This window comes from Naasia sp. SYSU D00057 (assembly GCF_017916505.1).
In the GTDB taxonomy this organism is placed as follows: Bacteria; Actinomycetota; Actinomycetes; order Actinomycetales; family Microbacteriaceae; genus Naasia.
Window position 1 is genome coordinate 830,270 of the sequence record NZ_JAFMSZ010000001.1, and the last position, 15,446, is coordinate 845,715.

A 15,446-nucleotide genomic window follows, 5' to 3' on the forward strand; every position below is an offset into this window, starting at 1 on the left:
GGCTCTTCTGTCGCTTTCGCTAAGTTCGAGGGCCGCTACCCATACGACCCGAACGGGTTGGAGCGCGATGCGAACAAGTCCAGACTAGGTGCGCCACGCCGCGTTCACGCGACTTAACGGCGGCGTGTCGGGGAAGACTCAGCCTGCTCGATGCAACCAGACGACCGGGCTCTTCTCGCCGGCGGTGCGGAACGGCTCGAGCTCGTCGTCCCAGGACTGGCCGAGGGCGAGCCGGAGCTCCTTGTGCAGCTCGAGCGCGTTCACGCCTGCGGCCTCCATGGCGTAGCGGATGCGGTCCTCGGGGACGACCACATTGCCCGCGGTGTCCGTCTGGGCGTAGAAGATGCCGAGGTCGGGCGTGTGCATCCAGCGGGCGCCGTCGGCGCCGAAGCCGGCGTCCTCCGTCACCTCGTAGCGGAGGTGCTCCCAGCCCCTCAGCGCCGACGCGATGGCAGCACCGGTGCCCTGCGGACCCTCCCAGAAGAAGTCGGTGCGCAGGGTGTTCTTCAGCACGGGCTGCTCGATCCACGTGAAGTTGACGGCGCGCCCGAGTGCGCGACCGGCCGCCCACTCGACATGGGGGCAGAGCGCGCGCGGGGAGGAGTGCACATAGAGCGCACCCCGAGCGAGTGGTGCAGCCATGGTTCTTTCTCCGTTCGACTAGGTACGTCTTCCCCTACGACCTGGTGAACGGTTCACCTGTTGCACCGTTATGAAATTAACATTCCGGCCTTGCCGGCCCTTGCATTATGCAGGACGACACGCCGGACTTACAACAGTGTAAGAGACCGTCGGAATGGCTGCCCGGAGTGTCGCTGAGCGTTCGATATGAGCTCAGTGCAGGAGGGAACCGTCTTTGGCGAGCACGTTCTTCTCCCCCGCCTCGACGGGGAACGGGAACCGGTTCTGCTTGGGCGGCATCGGGCAGTTGAAGTTGTAGCTGAACGCGCACGGCGGCAGGACCGCGGTGTTGAAGTCGAGCGTGATCGTGCCGTCAGGGTTCGGCGCGGTGAAGAGGAACCGGCCGACGCTGTACGTGCTGTCGCCGCTCGTCGCGTCCGCGAACACGAGCTGAAGCGCCCGGCCTTCCTTGAACGCCAGGATGCTGTACTCGGTTCCGTCGTGTTCGAAGGTGATCTCGCCGGGGATGACCATCTCGCGCGACTCGCCCTCGTCCTTGATGTGGGCGAAGCCGGCGGTGGTGCCCTCGGGGTTCGGCGTGAAGGTGCCGCGGACCACCCAGGCCGGGTCGTACGGGAACGCGTCGATGCCGCCGAAGTTCTCGATGGCCTCCGCCTGCGAGTCCCAGACCCGCAGCGCGAAGCTGGCGCCGTCGTGGCCGGCGATGATCGTGCCGGTCGTGTGATCGTCGAAGGAGATGTCGCTGGGGGTCGCCGAGTTCTTGGGCGACAGGAGCGCCTCACCGTCGACGAGCTCGCCGTTCACCCGGATGCCGTCGGCGGCGGTCGCGGTCAGCAGGAGGCCCGGCTCACCGTCCGGGCGCGGCGCCCAGGTGCCGGGCACGCCCCACACCGGCTGCGCGGAGTCGATCCACTGGGTGTTGACGAGCGCGAGGAAGCCGCGCGGCTGCACCACCGCCTCCTCCCGGCGCGAGTGGAACCGGGCGTACCGCTCCTCTGCGGTCAGCGGAGCGGCGGGGGCGGTGGTCTCGGTCATCCGTTCATCCTTCCTTCTGCTGTCGTGCAACGCGGTCCGACACGGCGTTATTCGCCCGCGCGCCAGAGCTCGAGCGCGGGCACGTCGGCCGGCTCGAAGCCGAACACCTGGCCGTAGAACGAGAGCGCTGCCTCGCGGGCGCGGATGCGGGTCTCGATCTTCCGGAACCCGTGCGACTCGCCCTCGAAGGCGAGGTACGCGTGCGGGATGCCCTTGCGCACGAGCCCGTCGCGGAAGCGCTCCGACTGGGCAGGCGGTACGACGGGGTCGTCGAGGCCCTGCAGGAGCAGCACCGGGCAGTCGAGCCCGTCGACGTGGTTGAGGGGCGAGCGCTCGTCGTACACCGCCTGCGCCTCCGGCAGCGGGCCGACGAGCCCGTCGGTGTACCGGGCCTCGAAGTCGTGCGTGTCCTCGGCGAGGGCCGTGAGGTCGGCGACCCCGTACAGCGAGACGCCGCAGGCGAACACGTCGGTCTTGGTGAGCGCGGAGAGCACCGTCCAGCCGCCGGCGGAGCCGCCCTCGATCCCGAGCCGCGCCGGATCGGCGAGCCCGGCGTCGGCGAGCCCACGGACCGCGGTGACGACGTCCTCGACGTCCACGACGCCCCACTGACCCTTGAGCCGCTCGCGGTACTCGCGGCCGTAGCCGGTGGAGCCGCCGTAGTTGACGTCCACCACGCCGATCCCCCGGCTCGTGTAGTACGCGAACACGAGGTTCACCGATGCGGTGGTACGGGTCGTGGGGCCGCCGTGCACGAACGCGACGAAGGGCGGCAGCTCACCGTCCGGAGCGCTGAAGTGCGGGTTGCGGGGCGGATAGACGACGGCGTGGACCTCCCGCTCGCCGGAGAAGGTGCGCTCCTCGGCGCGCGGCAGCAGGCCGGCCTCGGGCAGGGCGTCGTAGTCGAGGCGGACGTCGCGCAGTTCCCCGGTGGCGAGGTCGAGCTCCCGGGCGCCGCCGACGAGCGCCGCGCTGCCTCCGTCGAGGAGCAGGCGGCCCGGTGCCGCGTCGAGCAGCTCGATCGTGGTGAGCGGAAGGTCGAGGACGCGCGGCTCTTCCCCGCCGGCGGGCAGCACCTCGAGCCGGTCCGCGCCGAGCGTCGACACCAGGGCGAGGTCGCCGCCCGGCAGGGGCAGGTACCAGTCGCGGCCCAGGTTCCAGAGGGGGCCGCCCGTCTCCCGCGCCTGCTCGAGCAGCGGTGTGACGGCGCCGCCGTCGAGGTCGACCCGGACGGGGTTCCACCAGCCGCTGCGATCGGTGACGGCGTACAGCGCTCGGTCGCCGTCCCACTCGGGCTGGAGCACCGACTCGTCGGGGCCGCCGAGAAGGGTCCGCCACTCGGCCACGCGCTCGCCGTCGAGCTCGCCGACCCGCAGCTCGGTGCCGTCCCACGGCATCTGCGGGTGGTTCCAGGCGATCCAGGCGAGGCGCCGGCCGTCCGGGGAGAATCGCGGATAGGCGAGGAAATCGCTGCCGGCGACGACCGACACGATCGCCTCCGGATCGGACGCCGCGCGTCCGTCGAGCGGGACGAGCACGATGTCGCGGCTGACCGCGCCGTCCTCGTGCCGCTCGCGCACCGCGACGACCCGGTCGCCCCGAACACGGAGGTCGCCGAAGCGGTCACGCGCATCCTCGGGCGTGAGCGGCGCGGGCTCCGCACCGGGACGGAGCACGTGGATGCGCTGATCGGAGAACTGGACGAACACCAGGTCGCCGTCGTCGGTCGCCGTCCAGGCGCCGCCGCCGTACTCGTGCACGCGGCTGCGGGCGTTCCAGGGTGCGGGCAGCACCGGCTCCGGCTCGCCGTCGCGCCCGGCGCGGAAGATGCCGTATCGGCCCCCCTCGGCGGCACGCAGCTCGGCCCACCACACCTCGCCGCCGACGTAGCGGGCTCCCGACACGGGGTGGGAGCCGGCGGCGACGTCCGCCGCGGTGAGGGGCGAGGCCCAGGTGCCGAAGGGGGCGACGGTGCGGTCGGTCATCGTTCCAGCGTATGGGCGGGGCCGGTCAAGCCTGGCCGTAGTCGTCGACCACGGCGACGTCGAGCGGGAAGTCGACGGGGAACCCGCCGAACATCAGCCGGCCCGCGGCGCCCGCCGCCTCCCGGACGGCAGTGGCCACGTCGGCCGCGAGGGGCGCCGGCGTGTGCACGAGCACCTCGTCGTGCAGGAAGTAGACCAGCTCGGGGCGCCGGCCGGCGACGGGCTCGAGCGCCGTCAGGCGGCGGCGCAGCTCGGCAAGCCAGCACAGAGCCCACTCCGCCGCGGTCCCCTGCACGACGAAGTTGCGGGAGAACCGGCCCCGCTCGCGAGCCTGCGCCCGGGCGCGGCGCTCCTCGTTCGGCGACGCATCCGCGTCGGACGCCGCCGACTGAGCCGCACGCCAGGACGCGCCCGCGACGCCGGAGCTCCGCCCGAGCCGGGTGGTGACGGCCTCGCCCCGCTCCCCCGAGCGCGCGGCCTCCTCGACGAGCCCGATGGCGCGCGGGAAGGCGCGCGCGAGGCGCGGCAGCAGCCGGCCGCCCTGCCCTGCCGTGGCGCCGTAGATCGCGCCGAGCATCGCGTACTTCGCCGAGTTCCGGTCCGGCACCGCCCCGGTGGCGACGATGCCCTCGTACAGGTCGCCCGCACGTCCGGCGCGGGCCATGTCGGTGTCTCCGGCGAGAGCCGCGAGCACGCGCGGCTCCAGCTGCGCCGCGTCGGCGACGACGAGCTTCCAGCCGGGGTCGGCCACGACGGCGGAGCGCAGCTGCTTGGGCAGCTGCAGCGCCCCGCCTCCGCGTGCGGCCCAGCGTCCGCTCGGCACGCCGCCGGGCAAGAAGTCGGCCCGGAAGCGGCCGTCCACCACCCAGGTGTCGAGCCACGCCCAGCCGTTGGCGCCCAGCAGGCGCGCCCGCTTCTTGTAGTCGAGCAGCGGCCCGATCGCGGGATGCTCGAGCCGGCGCAGCTCGGCGGACCGGGTGGTGCTCACGACGAGCCCCGCGGCGCGGAGCGCGCCGAGCACCTCCTGCGGCGAGTCCGGGTTGAGCATCGGCGCCCCGAGCGCGCTTCGGATCTCGCGCGCGAGCTCCTCCAGCCGCCGCGGGCGCATCCCCGCCGGCACCCGCGGGCCCAGCAGATCGGCGAGGAGCGCCTCGTGCCGCTCCGCGCTCCAGGGCAGCCCCGCATGCCGCATCTCCGCGGCGGCCAGCGCGCCAGCGGACTCCGCGGCGAGCAGGAGGCGGATGCGGCCCGGCTCGGCGGCGCCTGCGACGGCGTCGAGCTGGAGCCGCAGCTCGGCGAGAGGGTCGACCTCGGAGGCGGCCGGCGCGACGTCGAACAGCGTCTGCGCCGACTCGGGGCCGTGCAGCGGCGACTCACCGTCGAGGGCGTCGAGGGGCGCGCGGGCGAGCGCGCTGCCGCTCGTCAACGTCGAGCCGCGCAGGATCGCACGGCAGAGGCGCAGGTCGTGGCACCGCTCGACGCGGATGCCTGCCCGAAGCAGCGGCGGGTAGGAGACGGCGGTGTCCTGCCACACCCAGCGGACGCCGGCCTGAGCGGGATCCGCCACGAAGGCGGCGTACTCGTCGTCCGTCAGCTCGACCGGATCCGCGAGCGCCGTGCCCGCATCGTCGGTGCGGGTGACGAGCACCCCGCCCGAGGAGGGCGCCACGACGACGAGCATCGACTCAGTCTGCCTCCTGCGTCCGACGTCCCCCCGTCGGACGCACGACGTGCGGCCGGCTCGGGTGGTGCTCCGAAGCGCCGCCCGAGCCGGATCACACGGACGGGACTAGTCCCGCTTGTTGGCGCGGACCGCAGCCTCGTGGCGGCCGATGCGCTGGCCGTCGTCGTTCTTGCCACCGGAATCGCCGCCGGCGTCGCCCGAGCTGCGGGCGGCCTCCTCACGGATCTTGCGACCCTCCGCGACGTCCTTCTCCTCCTTGTCCGCGTTCTTCGCGGACTTCTTCGCATCCCGCGGCGGGAGCTGGATGTCCTCCTCGGCCGCGATGCCGCCGCGCAGCTGGCGGCCGCGCTCGAGCTCCGCGTCGAGCTCCGCGCCGAACAGCAGCGCGAGGTTCGCGATCCAGAGCCAGAGAAGGAAGATCACGACGCCGGCGAGCGAGCCGTAGTTCTTCGCGTAGTTGGAGAAGGTGGTCACGTAGAAGGCGAAGCCGACCGACGCGATCACGAGGACCAGCAGCGCGACCAGCGCGCCGACGCTCATCCAGCGGAACTTCGGCTGCTTCACGTTCGGCGTCGCGTAGTAGAGGATCGCGACCATCAGCACGAGGATCAGGGCGATGACCGGCCACTTGGCGATCTCCCACACCGTCTGCACGGCGCCGCCGAGCCCGATCGCGTTGCCGATCGCTTCGGTGACCGGTCCCGAGATGACGAGCATCAGGACGACGATCAGGATCATTACGATGCCGATCACGGTCACCAGCAGCTGCATCGGCTTGAGCTTCAGGAAGGTGCGGCCCTCGTCGATCTCGTAGATGCGGTTCATCGCGCGGGTGAACGCGCCGACGTAGCCGGACGCCGACCAGATTGCGAGCACGATGCCGGAGATGAGGGCGAAGCCCGAGGCGGGGGAGTTCACGAAGCCCTGGATGGGTCCCTCGAGCACGCGCAGGGCGTCGGGCGGCGCGACGCTGCCGAGCACGCCCATCAGCGCGTCGACCGACTGCTGGCCCTGGCCGAAGACGCCGAGGAGCGAGATCAGGGCGATCAGCGCGGGGAAGATCGAGAGGACCGAGTAGTAGGTCAGCGCGGCGGCGATGTCAGTGCACTGGTCCGACGTGAACTCGCGCAGCGTCTTGCGGAGGGTGTACTTCCAGCCGGACGCGCCCATCTCCTTGAGGGAGTCGGGCTTCCGGGGGTCTTCAGGTGACGGCGCGTTCTGCAGACGCTCTGCGGCGCCGATGTTGTCCGACATGGGTTCTCGTGCCTCTCTGCTGTGCTGGTGCGGCGGGCTGTGCTCGCGAAGGGAATGCGTGAGGGGCCGCTGGCGGATGCCGGCGGCCCCTCACTGGAACCTCGCTACGCGTTCTGGACGTTGTCCTTCGCGCTCGTGGCGGTGTCCTTGACGTCCTGCGCAGAGCCCTGCGCCTCGGACTTGACCGTGCCGGCCGCGTCCTGCGCGGTCGACTTGACGGACTCGGCACCCTGCTGAGCGGTGCCCTTGACGGCGTTGACGGCCTCCTGGGCCGGCTCCTTGAGGTTGCCGGCGACCTCCTTGGCGGCGTCCTGCACCTTCCCGACGAGCGGCTGCGCAGCGTCCTTCGCCTGGGAGGCGAGCTCCTTCTCCTTCTGGCTCGCCGGGATCAGCGACGAGGCGAGCCAGCCGACGCCGAAGGCGATGAGGCCGACGGCGAGGGGGTTGCCCTGCGCCTTGTCGACGACCGCCCGCGGAGCGTCGCCTACGGCGTGCGCCGCGTTGCCGAGGGCGTCCTTGGCGCCGGACGTGGCGTCGGAGGCGGTGCCACTGACGCGGTGCTTCGCGTCGGAGGCGGTGCCCATGACGCTCGACTTGGCGCTCGAGGCCTTGCCCATGACGCGGTCCTTGACGGATCCGAGCTTGCTCTTCACCTTGTCGGCCTGGCGGTCGACGATCTTGGAGGGCGTCACCTTGTCGGCGAGGGCGTCGACGTCCGAGCTGAGCGACTGGCGGGTGGCCTCGATGTTCGCTCGGATGACGGCCGGGTCGTCGCTGTTGGTGGCCCCGTAGGTGCCAGCGGCATCAGTCATCGGTTCTCCTCATTCCTCTTGAACGTTTCCGGGAGCTTCTTGACGGAGTCGGCGGTGCGCGGCAGGCCCTGGACTTCCTTCAGCCGCTTGCGGCCGATCACGTACAGGATGGCCGCGATGATGGCCCAGATCACGGCCACGATGACCGCCGCCCAGCCGACGCTCTCGATGAGATCGGCGAGACCCCACCAGAGGGCGCAGGACAGGAAGAAGACCGCCATGAGACCGGCGTAGCCGGCGCCGCCCAGCAGTCCGGCGCCTGCACCGGCGCGGGAGGCCGACTGCTTCAGCTCCGCCTTGGCGAGCTCGACCTCCTGCCGGATGAGCGTCGACATGTCCTTCGTGACCTGGCCGAAGAGCTCACCGAAGGACGTGCTCGCGGCCCGCCTCTCGGACGGCGTCGGCTCGTCGGACTCCGGAACGGGCACTGCGCCCGCCGGCTGCGAGTAGGGGTCAGTCATGGGCGCACATCCCCGGTAGCCGAGCCGCCGAGGCCCGTGCCGTACTCGTTCTCGCCGTAGACGCCGCCCGTCGTGGTGCCGGTGCCGCCCGTGCCGCCGGTTCCCGTGTACGCGTCACTGACCGGGGTGGTCGTCGTGTAGGAGTCGATCGGGGTGTACGTGGTCGTGCCCGCCTGGTCGGAGGTGAGGGCCTCCTCCTCCTTCTCGTCCTGAACGGCGCCGACGACGCCGCGCGTGAGGCGCCCGGCGAGGATGCCGGCGATCGCCGCTGCGGCGATGAAGGTGCCCGGGCGGCGGGCGGCGAAGTCCTTGACCTCCTGAAGAAGGTCGCCCGGCTCGCGCTGATCCAGCCAGTCGGCCACGCCCTGGAGGCGCGTCGAGGCCTGGTTGACGAGGTCGAGGGCGATTCCGCTCTCCGGGACGTTGCCCGAGGCGAGACCCTGCAGGTGCTCGCTGATCGTGCGGACGCCCGTCGCCGCCTTCTTCTGCTGGCTCGACGCCTGCTCGCGGACCTGGCTGCCGGCCTGGTTGATCAGGTCGCGCGCCTGGTACTTCGTCTCGGACGCGACCTGCTTCACCTGGCTCTTCGCCTCGGACGCGACGTTCGCGGCCTCGTCCTTCGCGACGCCCGCCACGTGCTTGCCCGCATCCGCCGCGCCGCTGGCGACCTGGCCGGCCTGCTCCTTGGCGACATCCGTCTTTCCGGAGGTCCCTCCGGTCGACTCCGTGCCGTAGGTCTCCACACCCACGACGGTGTCCGTCCGGATGATGGCATCGTCGTCGGGAAGCCCCGACGACGGGGGGTTCACTGGGTAACTGTTCGACATTGTCATCCCTTCCAGTGCCGGTGCGCCGGGGACCGTCCCGCGACGCATCGTTCGGTGTATCGACGTTCCCACCGCCGAGGATTTGCCTTCAACCCGTCGCGGAGGGGGCACGTGAGGGTTATAGTTACCGACCCTTCTCCGAGGAGGGCCCAGCCGTCTTCTGGTATCGGCCAGTGGATCCACCGGGGTGGGCGTGCGCCCGTGCGGCCCGTCGGCTCGATCAGGTCGGACACGCAGAAACCCCGCCGTTCCGGAGAACGACGGGGTTTCGGAGCCTCCGAGGCGGAGGACGTTCAGGGGTGGGCGGGAGCCTCGTCCGGAGCCGGCTCCGGGATGAGCTGCAGGCCTCCGGTGCTGTTGGCGGAGAGGAGCAGCGCCTCGATCCATGCTCGGTTCAGGACGGGCTGGCGGCTGCCGTCGAACTTGAAGCGGATCGGGATGGAGGGGTGGATCCAGATCGTGCTGCGGCCACCGCCGCCCTCGACACCGTGCTGCCACGAGAACGTGAACTTCTCGTCCCGGCGGAGCTTGGCGATGATGGCCATCTTGACGTGGGCGAGGAGCCGGTCGTCCATGTCGATGCCGAGGTCATCGTCGCCGTAATAGAGCTTTCCCATGCCCGCCTAACTGCAGAAAATCGAATCAGTCTCATCCTAGCCCGGGAACGCCCCAGGCAGGGGGCGCAGTTTCGCGCGTGCCTGTGAACGCGCGCGCGGGCGGATCACGCATGGCGCCGTTCTGGGCCGGTCGACGTCGCCGGTCACTGCCAGGATGATGCCATGTGCGGTCGCTACGTCGTGACGAAGGCGGTCTCCGACCTCCTGCCCGACCTCCTCGGGGACTTCGGTCCCCTGCCCGACGACTACAACGTCGCGCCCACCGAGGACGTGCCGATCCTCCGAGCGCGCCACGGCGAGCGGCAGCTGGTGCCCGCCTCGTGGGGTTTCAAGGCGGCGTGGATGGGTGAGAAGCAGAAGCGGCCGATCAACGCGCGCATCGAGACCGTCGCCACCTCGGGCATGTGGCGGAAGGCGTTCGCGCAGGCCCGATGCATCGTCCCGGCCCTCGGCTACTACGAGTGGACCGTCACCCCGACCGGGAAGCAGCCGCACTTCATCCACGACCCGGACCACGCGCTCGCGATGGCCGGCGTCGTGGGCGTCTGGCCGGACCCCACCAAGCCGGAGGACGCGCCGGATCGCTGGCGGCTGTCCATGGCGATCGTCACGCGCGACGCCCACGTCGCGCCGGGCGAGGTCCACGACCGCATGCCGGCCTGCCTGACGCCGGACGCGTACGACGACTGGCTCGGCGACGACCTCTCCCCCGACGATCTCGTGCACCTGCTCGACGACTCGTCGCTCAGAGTCGCCGGCGAGCTGACGCACTACGAGGTGTCCCGGGCCGTCAACTCGGTGCGGAACGACGGACCGGAGCTCATCCAGCCCCTCTAGCCCGGGTCGGCTCGAGTGGCTCCCTCAGCCGGTGCGGTGCCGAGCGATCTCCACGACCAGCGCGTGGATCAGATCCGGCGTCAGGTCCTGGTCGTCGCGCGCGGCCTGCCGCAGCGTCGTCATCAAGTCGCGGAACTCCATGTCGAAGCGATCGGCGGCAGCGGCGTCGTGCGGACGCAGGCGCCGATCCTGGGCGAGCTCGACGATCAGCTCGAGAGTCGGTCCGAGCGTCGTCGGCGGCCGGGTCTGCGACCGGCGCTCGTACAGCAGCGCCTCAGCCACGCCCGCTCGTTCCCCGCAGCATCTCTGATTCAGCCATCCCTGCCCCCTCGGCTCTGATTGCCGGGAACGCTAGAGCAGGCGAAGCGCCGACACGCAAGAGACATGCCGTGGGAATCCACCCCGAAACACGATGGCAACCTGGGAGCGCGACCGCCGATTGCGCTTCTACGCCCGTTCTCCGTCGCAAGTCGAGCCCCAAACGCGCCCCCGAGTGCCCTCGCTAGCGTCGATCGGGTGGCCGCCGCTCCCCGGTGGCGGCTGACGACGATCAAGTGAAGGAGCAACACATGATTGGCACGGAGAACATCGATCGGCTGAACGGCGCCACCGTCTACGGAGCTGACGGGGACAAGATCGGCACCGTCGGCCAGGTCTTCGTCGATGCCAACGACGGTCACCCCAGCTGGGTGACGGTGCGCACCGGACTGTTCGGCAGCAAGGAGACCTTCGTTCCGCTGGACGACGCGACCGCGCAGGGTGACGACCTGCGCATCACCTACGACAAGGCGTTCGTCAAGGACGCCCCGCGGATCGACACCGACAGCGCCCTCACTCCTGAGGAGGAGAACGAGCTGTACCGCTACTACAACCTCTCCGGAGGCACGAGCGGCTACACCGACACCAGCGCCGGCACCACCGGCTACACCGACACCAGTGCCGGCACCACCGGCTATGCGGACACCGCCACGACCACCGGCGCCACCGGTTACTCGGACACGAGCCGCACCGACTACTCGGACACCGAGACGGGCGGCCCGGGCCGCGACACCTCCGGCCCCAACACAGACAGCGCCATGACCCGCTCGGAGGAGCAGCTCAAGGTCGGCACCGAGCGCGTGGAGACGGGGCGTGCGCGCCTGCGCAAGTACGTCGTCACGGAGAACCAGACGGTCACCGTCCCGGTGGAGCGCGAGGAGGTGCGGCTCGAGCGCGAGCCCATCACCGATGCCAACCGCGGCGCGGCCTACGACGGCCCCGCGATCAGCGAGGAGGAGCACGAGGTGACCCTCTCCGAGGAGCGCCCCGTGATCGAGAAGGAGGCCGTCCCGGTCGAGCGCGTCCGCCTCGACACCGAGACCGTCACCGAGAACCGCCAGGTGAGCGAGGACGTCCGCAAGGAGCAGATCGACCTCGACGGGGACGCCGACACCACCCGTCGCTGACCCGCAGCCTGCGAGATGCGGCCGTCGCCTTCGGGCGGCGGCCGCATCCGCGTTGTCGCGGCGTCTGGAGCTGACCCGCGCCACGAGCTGTGGCACGACCTCAGCAGGCACTCCCGATCTGAGCAGGCACGCGGCCCCTTCAGCAGGCGTTCGCGGCCCCGATCCTCCTGCTGGAGGACACGGGCACCTGCTGAGTCGATCGGGTCCGGCGCTAGAGGACGAGCAGGCCGACGGCCTGCAGCGCGATCGTGACGACGGCGGCGCAGCCGCCCAGCGCCGCGAGCGCGCGCTCGCGGCGCGGAACCTCGTAGGTGGAGCGCCGCATCGCCCTGCCGCCTCGGGTGGCCGACGTGCGGCCGGCGGAAGCACCGGGGAACCGCGGGGACAGGACCGACGTGCCCAGCCCACCCGACAGCGCGACACCGGCGGGAACAGGCTGAGTGAGGTGCAGATCCTGGATCATCGGAGTCCTTCCTGGGCGGGTGTGGGAAGCGTACGTTCGCCCGGGAATGACACCTCGGGGATTGACAGACCGGCCGCCGGATGTACCGACGGCCGGTCCGGGCTGCTCAGGGAGCGGGCGGGACCGACCGGTCAGGATCCGTCGGTGGGCTCGTCCGGGTCGTAGTCCTCGATGCCCGCCTCGCCGACCCGCGCGACGAGGGGCGAGCGGATGGCGGCCGACCGGCGGCGGATGTCGGCGAGGAACTCCTCGGCGGGGATGTCGGCGGTCCGATTGTCGGTCTCGAGCACAGTGAGTTGGCTCGCCGGACCGATCAGCAGCTGGACCTCTCCGACGTGTCCATCCTCGTAGAGCGCCGGGACGTCGACGGTGTCGGCCAGATGACTGCGCCCGAGGTCCCGGGCGTAGCTCAGCACCTCGCCGGCGATCTCATCGGTCGTGACGATGTGCTCCTCCGCATACGAGATCACTTTCATGGGGAAAGCCTCGTCCGGGGCACCGCGGAAGCGTAGCCGTTGCGACCCGAAGCACGATCGGCTAGGTGCCGAGCACCGCCGCGTGAAGAGGGCACGCGCGCGTGCGCGCGGTGGACGGCGGAGGGGCTCTCAAGTCGAGGGCGTACTATCGCGGGGTCGACCGGGGCGTTCCGCCCGTCGACGTGCGGCCCGCCTCGCTGGCCCTCCGGGCGACGTGCGCCCCTCACCGCTCCGCGGTGATCAGGAAGGACCTTCCCATGAACGATTCCGCCATGCCCACGCCCGAGCGGGTGCAGTACTCGCGGGCGCCCGGCTGGCGGCTGCCGCCGGGGACCATCCTCGTCTCCGGCCCGACCCGATGGGCCAACCCGTTCCTCGTCGGCGAGGACGGCTCCACCAACCGCGAGCGTGCCGTCGCCGAGTTCCGCACGGCACTCGAGGAGGGCCGCCTCGAGGTGAGCGTCGACGACGTGCGCCACCAGCTGAAGGGCCAGAACCTCGGCTGCTGGTGCCCCCTCGACCGCCCCTGCCACGCGGACGTGCTGCTCGAGGTCGCGAACCGGGACGCCGGCACCTCCTGAGCGCCCTGCGGCTACTCCGTTCGCGAGGGAACGTCAAGGTCGTCCGGCCCGCGCACCCGCCTCGCGATACTGAGGGCAACGAGAGGCGGGAACCATGGACGCAGGCCTGATCTGGACGATCGTCATCGTCATCGTCGTCGTACTCATCGTCGCGGCGGTCGCACTCTTCCTGTATCGCAAGCGCGGCGGCGCGCACCGCGTGCAGGCCGGACGCCAGAAGGCGGCGCAGATCCGCGAGGAGGCCCAGCAGCACGACCTCACCGCCCGGGAGCGCGAGGCGGAGGCGCTCCGCGTGCAGGCGGACGCCCAGCGCGCGAAGGCCGAGGCTCAGCAGGCGCAGGTCAACGCGGAGCGGCTGGCTCAGCAGAGCAGGGAGAAGGAGTCGGCGGCTCAGGAGGTCCGCTCGAAGGCCGACGACCACTTCCGCCGCGCCGACGAGGTCGACCCGGACGTCGACACGAAGAAGGACAAGCGCTAGCGCTTCCCCTCCACCTCGGCGCTTGAGGAGCGCCCGCAGGGCGCGTCGAAACCACGCGACCCCGTCTCTGGACTGAGCCGCGGCCGGTTCCCTTCGGAGGGACTCGGGTGATCTCGAGACGGCCGCTGCGCGGCCTCCTCGATCACCGGAAGAGGCCGCCGCCACCATCACCTCGGTGGTTGAGGAGCGCCCGCAGGGCGCGTCTCGAAACCACGCGACCTTGTCTCACGAACTCAGCCACGCCCGGTTCCCTTTGGAGGGACTCGGGTGATTTCGAGACGGCCGCTGCGCGGCCTCCTCAATCGCCGGGTACGACTCAGCCGCCGCCGGGCCACCCCGGCGGTTGAGGAGCGCCCGAAGGGCGCGTCTCGAAACCACGCGACCTCGTCTGAGGAACTCAGCCACGGCCGGTTCCCCTCGAAGGGACTCGGGTGATCTCGAGACGGCCGTTGCGCGGCCTCCTCGATCACCGGGGGCGGGTGGGGTCAGGAGGACTGGAGCTGGCCCCGCACGATGGAGTCGCCCGAGTGGGTCGGGTCGCCGTCGAAGGGCTCCTCCGAGACGTCCACGAGGTCGTACCGGGACGTGTCGATGCCGGCCGGCACCGAGAACGTTCCCGACGTGCCGTCGAGGACGCCGAGGCTCACCAGCTCCGTCGCATCGGAGGTGATGAGCCACACCTCGCGGTAGCCCTCGTCAGTCCCGGGCGCCTCGAGTGTCACCTGGACCTGGCGCGCGCCGGTTCGGGTCTCCTCCAGCTCGGCGGTGCCGGCCGCGCCGCTCCAACCCGGGAACGGGTCGAGCTCCGCCGTAGCGAGCACCGCCGCGGGCGCAGGCCGCAGCAGCTGCCAGACGGTCACCCCTCCACCGATGACGAGCAGCACCACGGCCACGGCCGCCAAGGCGAGCATCCACGCGCGGCGCGGTCGTGCGGTCGGACGCTGCCTCGGGGCGGCATCGGCGGCGGGGCGCTCCGCGGGCACCGAAGCGACGGGCGCCTCAGGCGGAGTCGCCGACGCCGCTGCCGCGGGCACTCCCGGCAGCGTCGCATCCTGCAGCTCGAGCTCCTCCGCAATCCGGGTCCAGACCCGGGCCGGAGCGGGCAGGAGGTCGCCGGCGCCGAGGGCGCTGCGGCCGACCGTCGCCGTGCGACGGAGGTTCGCGAGCTCCGCCCGGCAGGCGGCGCAGTCGGCGACGTGCGCCCGCTCCTCGGGTGACGCGACGTCCTCGCCGAGCGCGAGCAGCGCGAGGACGTCAGGGTCGACGTGCGGCATCGGTCACCTCCAGTCGGGAGCGCAGGCGCTGCAGGCTGCGGCGGATGTGGCTCTTCACCGTGCCGAGGGGCATGCCGAGCCGTGTCGCGATCTCCGCGTGCGTGAGGTCGTCGAAGAATGCCAGGTGCATCACCTTCTGTGCGTCCGGCTCGAGCCGGGAGATCTCGTCGGCGAGGAGCAGGGAGTCGGCCAGATCCACCGGCTCCTCGGCGTACTCCTCGGTGCGCCCGGTCGCCGCCAGCTGCTCCTGCAGGCGGCGGATCTTCGCTCGCGCGTCGTGGGTGTCGGCGATCTTGTTCTTGGCGATGCCGACGAGCCAGGCGGAGATCCGGGCCCGGTCGGGGTCGAAGCCGGCGCGGCCGGTCCAGGCGGCCACGAACGTCTTCTGGGTCACGTCCTCAGCATCGCCCACGTCGCCGAGGGATCGGACCGCGAGGGTGTAGACGAGCGACGACCAGCGGGCATACACGGCTGCGAGGGCCTGCTCGTCGCCGGCACGGAACGCCGCTTCGACGGCGCGCTCGTCTGCGTCGTCGTCGCTCATGAGGTTCTCCTCGGGCGATACGTCATCGTCG

General features: G+C 71.3%; 18 protein-coding genes. 4 read left to right on the plus strand and 14 right to left on the minus strand.

Features of this window, described 5'->3' with window-relative positions; genetic code table 11:
- Window positions 1–138: 138 nt before the first annotated feature.
- The 9 genes from J3P36_RS03880 to J3P36_RS03920 form a co-directional block, all read right to left on the minus strand.
- Window positions 139–642 (minus strand): DUF3145 domain-containing protein, encoded by a 504-nt coding sequence (locus J3P36_RS03880; RefSeq protein WP_210505923.1) that lies wholly within the window; start codon window positions 640–642, stop codon window positions 139–141.
- A 192-nt stretch (window positions 643–834) separates the two neighbouring features.
- Window positions 835–1,677 (minus strand): DUF1684 domain-containing protein, encoded by an 843-nt coding sequence (locus J3P36_RS03885; protein ID WP_210505924.1) that lies wholly within the window; start codon window positions 1,675–1,677, stop codon window positions 835–837.
- Between the two features lie 47 nt (window positions 1,678–1,724).
- Window positions 1,725–3,662, minus strand: coding sequence for a prolyl oligopeptidase family serine peptidase (locus J3P36_RS03890; protein WP_210505925.1), 1,938 nt, complete (start codon window positions 3,660–3,662; stop codon window positions 1,725–1,727).
- A 25-nt stretch (window positions 3,663–3,687) separates the two neighbouring features.
- The gene (locus tag J3P36_RS03895; protein WP_210505926.1) at window positions 3,688–5,343 is read right to left on the minus strand and encodes a bifunctional 3'-5' exonuclease/DNA polymerase; all 1,656 of its coding nucleotides are present in this window, start codon (window positions 5,341–5,343) and stop codon (window positions 3,688–3,690) included.
- A 108-nt stretch (window positions 5,344–5,451) separates the two neighbouring features.
- Window positions 5,452–6,600: a YihY/virulence factor BrkB family protein gene (locus J3P36_RS03900; protein WP_210505927.1), complete on the minus strand. Its 1,149-nt coding sequence runs from the start codon at window positions 6,598–6,600 to the stop codon at window positions 5,452–5,454.
- A 104-nt stretch (window positions 6,601–6,704) separates the two neighbouring features.
- Entirely contained in the window at window positions 6,705–7,412 is a 708-nt protein-coding gene (locus J3P36_RS03905; RefSeq protein ID WP_210505928.1) for a DUF3618 domain-containing protein, read from the minus strand.
- Complete coding sequence (locus J3P36_RS03910) at window positions 7,409–7,873, minus strand: phage holin family protein (RefSeq protein WP_210505929.1); 465 nt, start codon at window positions 7,871–7,873, stop codon at window positions 7,409–7,411. Before J3P36_RS03910 ends, J3P36_RS03905 begins: the two co-directional genes overlap by 4 nt.
- Window positions 7,870–8,682, minus strand: coding sequence for a hypothetical protein (locus tag J3P36_RS03915; RefSeq protein WP_210505930.1), 813 nt, complete (start codon window positions 8,680–8,682; stop codon window positions 7,870–7,872). The genes J3P36_RS03910 and J3P36_RS03915 overlap by 4 nt, the downstream gene beginning before the upstream one ends.
- A 311-nt stretch (window positions 8,683–8,993) precedes the next feature.
- Window positions 8,994–9,317 carry a hypothetical protein gene (locus J3P36_RS03920; RefSeq protein ID WP_210505931.1) on the minus strand — a complete coding sequence of 108 codons (324 nt, stop codon included), beginning with the start codon at window positions 9,315–9,317 and terminating at the stop codon, window positions 8,994–8,996.
- 162 nt (window positions 9,318–9,479) lie between these two features.
- On the opposite strand from J3P36_RS03920, the gene J3P36_RS03925 reads away from it, so the two are divergent.
- Window positions 9,480–10,154: an SOS response-associated peptidase gene (locus J3P36_RS03925; RefSeq protein WP_210505932.1), complete on the plus strand. Its 675-nt coding sequence runs from the start codon at window positions 9,480–9,482 to the stop codon at window positions 10,152–10,154.
- Between the two features lie 24 nt (window positions 10,155–10,178).
- Here the strand turns inward: J3P36_RS03925 and J3P36_RS03930 are convergent, their stop codons facing one another.
- On the minus strand, window positions 10,179–10,436 hold the full coding sequence (locus J3P36_RS03930; RefSeq protein ID WP_210505933.1) for a hypothetical protein: 258 nt from the start codon (window positions 10,434–10,436) through the stop codon (window positions 10,179–10,181).
- 287 nt (window positions 10,437–10,723) lie between these two features.
- On the opposite strand from J3P36_RS03930, the gene J3P36_RS03935 reads away from it, so the two are divergent.
- Window positions 10,724–11,599: a DUF2382 domain-containing protein gene (locus tag J3P36_RS03935; RefSeq protein ID WP_210505934.1), complete on the plus strand. Its 876-nt coding sequence runs from the start codon at window positions 10,724–10,726 to the stop codon at window positions 11,597–11,599.
- Between the two features lie 211 nt (window positions 11,600–11,810).
- On the opposite strand, the gene J3P36_RS03940 is transcribed toward J3P36_RS03935, so the two are convergent.
- Together J3P36_RS03940 and J3P36_RS03945 are read right to left on the minus strand one after the other, a co-directional pair.
- Window positions 11,811–12,062, minus strand: coding sequence for a hypothetical protein (locus tag J3P36_RS03940; RefSeq protein ID WP_210505935.1), 252 nt, complete (start codon window positions 12,060–12,062; stop codon window positions 11,811–11,813).
- 131 nt (window positions 12,063–12,193) lie between these two features.
- Entirely contained in the window at window positions 12,194–12,538 is a 345-nt protein-coding gene (locus J3P36_RS03945; RefSeq protein WP_210505936.1) for a hypothetical protein, read from the minus strand.
- Between the two features lie 257 nt (window positions 12,539–12,795).
- Between J3P36_RS03945 and J3P36_RS03950 the strand changes: the two genes are divergently transcribed.
- Together J3P36_RS03950 and J3P36_RS03955 are read left to right on the plus strand one after the other, a co-directional pair.
- Window positions 12,796–13,119 carry a DUF4326 domain-containing protein gene (locus J3P36_RS03950; protein ID WP_210505937.1) on the plus strand — a complete coding sequence of 108 codons (324 nt, stop codon included), beginning with the start codon at window positions 12,796–12,798 and terminating at the stop codon, window positions 13,117–13,119.
- Between the two features lie 94 nt (window positions 13,120–13,213).
- Complete coding sequence (locus J3P36_RS03955; protein WP_210505938.1) at window positions 13,214–13,597, plus strand: hypothetical protein; 384 nt, start codon at window positions 13,214–13,216, stop codon at window positions 13,595–13,597.
- Window positions 13,598–14,082: 485 nt separating this feature from the next.
- On the opposite strand, the gene J3P36_RS03960 is transcribed toward J3P36_RS03955, so the two are convergent.
- The gene (locus tag J3P36_RS03960) at window positions 14,083–14,871 is read right to left on the minus strand and encodes an anti-sigma factor (protein ID WP_210505939.1); all 789 of its coding nucleotides are present in this window, start codon (window positions 14,869–14,871) and stop codon (window positions 14,083–14,085) included.
- Window positions 14,852–15,415 carry an RNA polymerase sigma factor gene (locus J3P36_RS03965; protein ID WP_210505940.1) on the minus strand — a complete coding sequence of 188 codons (564 nt, stop codon included), beginning with the start codon at window positions 15,413–15,415 and terminating at the stop codon, window positions 14,852–14,854. Before J3P36_RS03965 ends, J3P36_RS03960 begins: the two co-directional genes overlap by 20 nt.
- Window positions 15,416–15,446 lie beyond the last annotated feature (31 nt).

Coding starts and splice junctions, on each gene's coding strand:
- J3P36_RS03880 (WP_210505923.1), bottom strand. CDS start 642: ATGGCTGCACCACTCGCTCGGGGTGCGCTCTATGTGCACTCCTCCCCG.
- J3P36_RS03885 (WP_210505924.1), bottom strand. CDS start 1,677: ATGACCGAGACCACCGCCCCCGCCGCTCCGCTGACCGCAGAGGAGCGG.
- J3P36_RS03890 (WP_210505925.1), bottom strand. CDS start 3,662: ATGACCGACCGCACCGTCGCCCCCTTCGGCACCTGGGCCTCGCCCCTC.
- J3P36_RS03895 (WP_210505926.1), bottom strand. CDS start 5,343: ATGCTCGTCGTCGTGGCGCCCTCCTCGGGCGGGGTGCTCGTCACCCGC.
- J3P36_RS03900 (WP_210505927.1), bottom strand. CDS start 6,600: ATGTCGGACAACATCGGCGCCGCAGAGCGTCTGCAGAACGCGCCGTCA.
- J3P36_RS03905 (WP_210505928.1), bottom strand. CDS start 7,412: ATGACTGATGCCGCTGGCACCTACGGGGCCACCAACAGCGACGACCCG.
- J3P36_RS03910 (WP_210505929.1), bottom strand. CDS start 7,873: ATGACTGACCCCTACTCGCAGCCGGCGGGCGCAGTGCCCGTTCCGGAG.
- J3P36_RS03920 (WP_210505931.1), bottom strand. CDS start 9,317: ATGGGAAAGCTCTATTACGGCGACGATGACCTCGGCATCGACATGGAC.
- J3P36_RS03925 (WP_210505932.1), top strand. CDS start 9,480: ATGTGCGGTCGCTACGTCGTGACGAAGGCGGTCTCCGACCTCCTGCCC.
- J3P36_RS03935 (WP_210505934.1), top strand. CDS start 10,724: ATGATTGGCACGGAGAACATCGATCGGCTGAACGGCGCCACCGTCTAC.
- J3P36_RS03940 (WP_210505935.1), bottom strand. CDS start 12,062: ATGATCCAGGATCTGCACCTCACTCAGCCTGTTCCCGCCGGTGTCGCG.
- J3P36_RS03945 (WP_210505936.1), bottom strand. CDS start 12,538: ATGAAAGTGATCTCGTATGCGGAGGAGCACATCGTCACGACCGATGAG.
- J3P36_RS03950 (WP_210505937.1), top strand. CDS start 12,796: ATGAACGATTCCGCCATGCCCACGCCCGAGCGGGTGCAGTACTCGCGG.
- J3P36_RS03955 (WP_210505938.1), top strand. CDS start 13,214: ATGGACGCAGGCCTGATCTGGACGATCGTCATCGTCATCGTCGTCGTA.
- J3P36_RS03960 (WP_210505939.1), bottom strand. CDS start 14,871: ATGCCGCACGTCGACCCTGACGTCCTCGCGCTGCTCGCGCTCGGCGAG.
- J3P36_RS03965 (WP_210505940.1), bottom strand. CDS start 15,415: ATGAGCGACGACGACGCAGACGAGCGCGCCGTCGAAGCGGCGTTCCGT.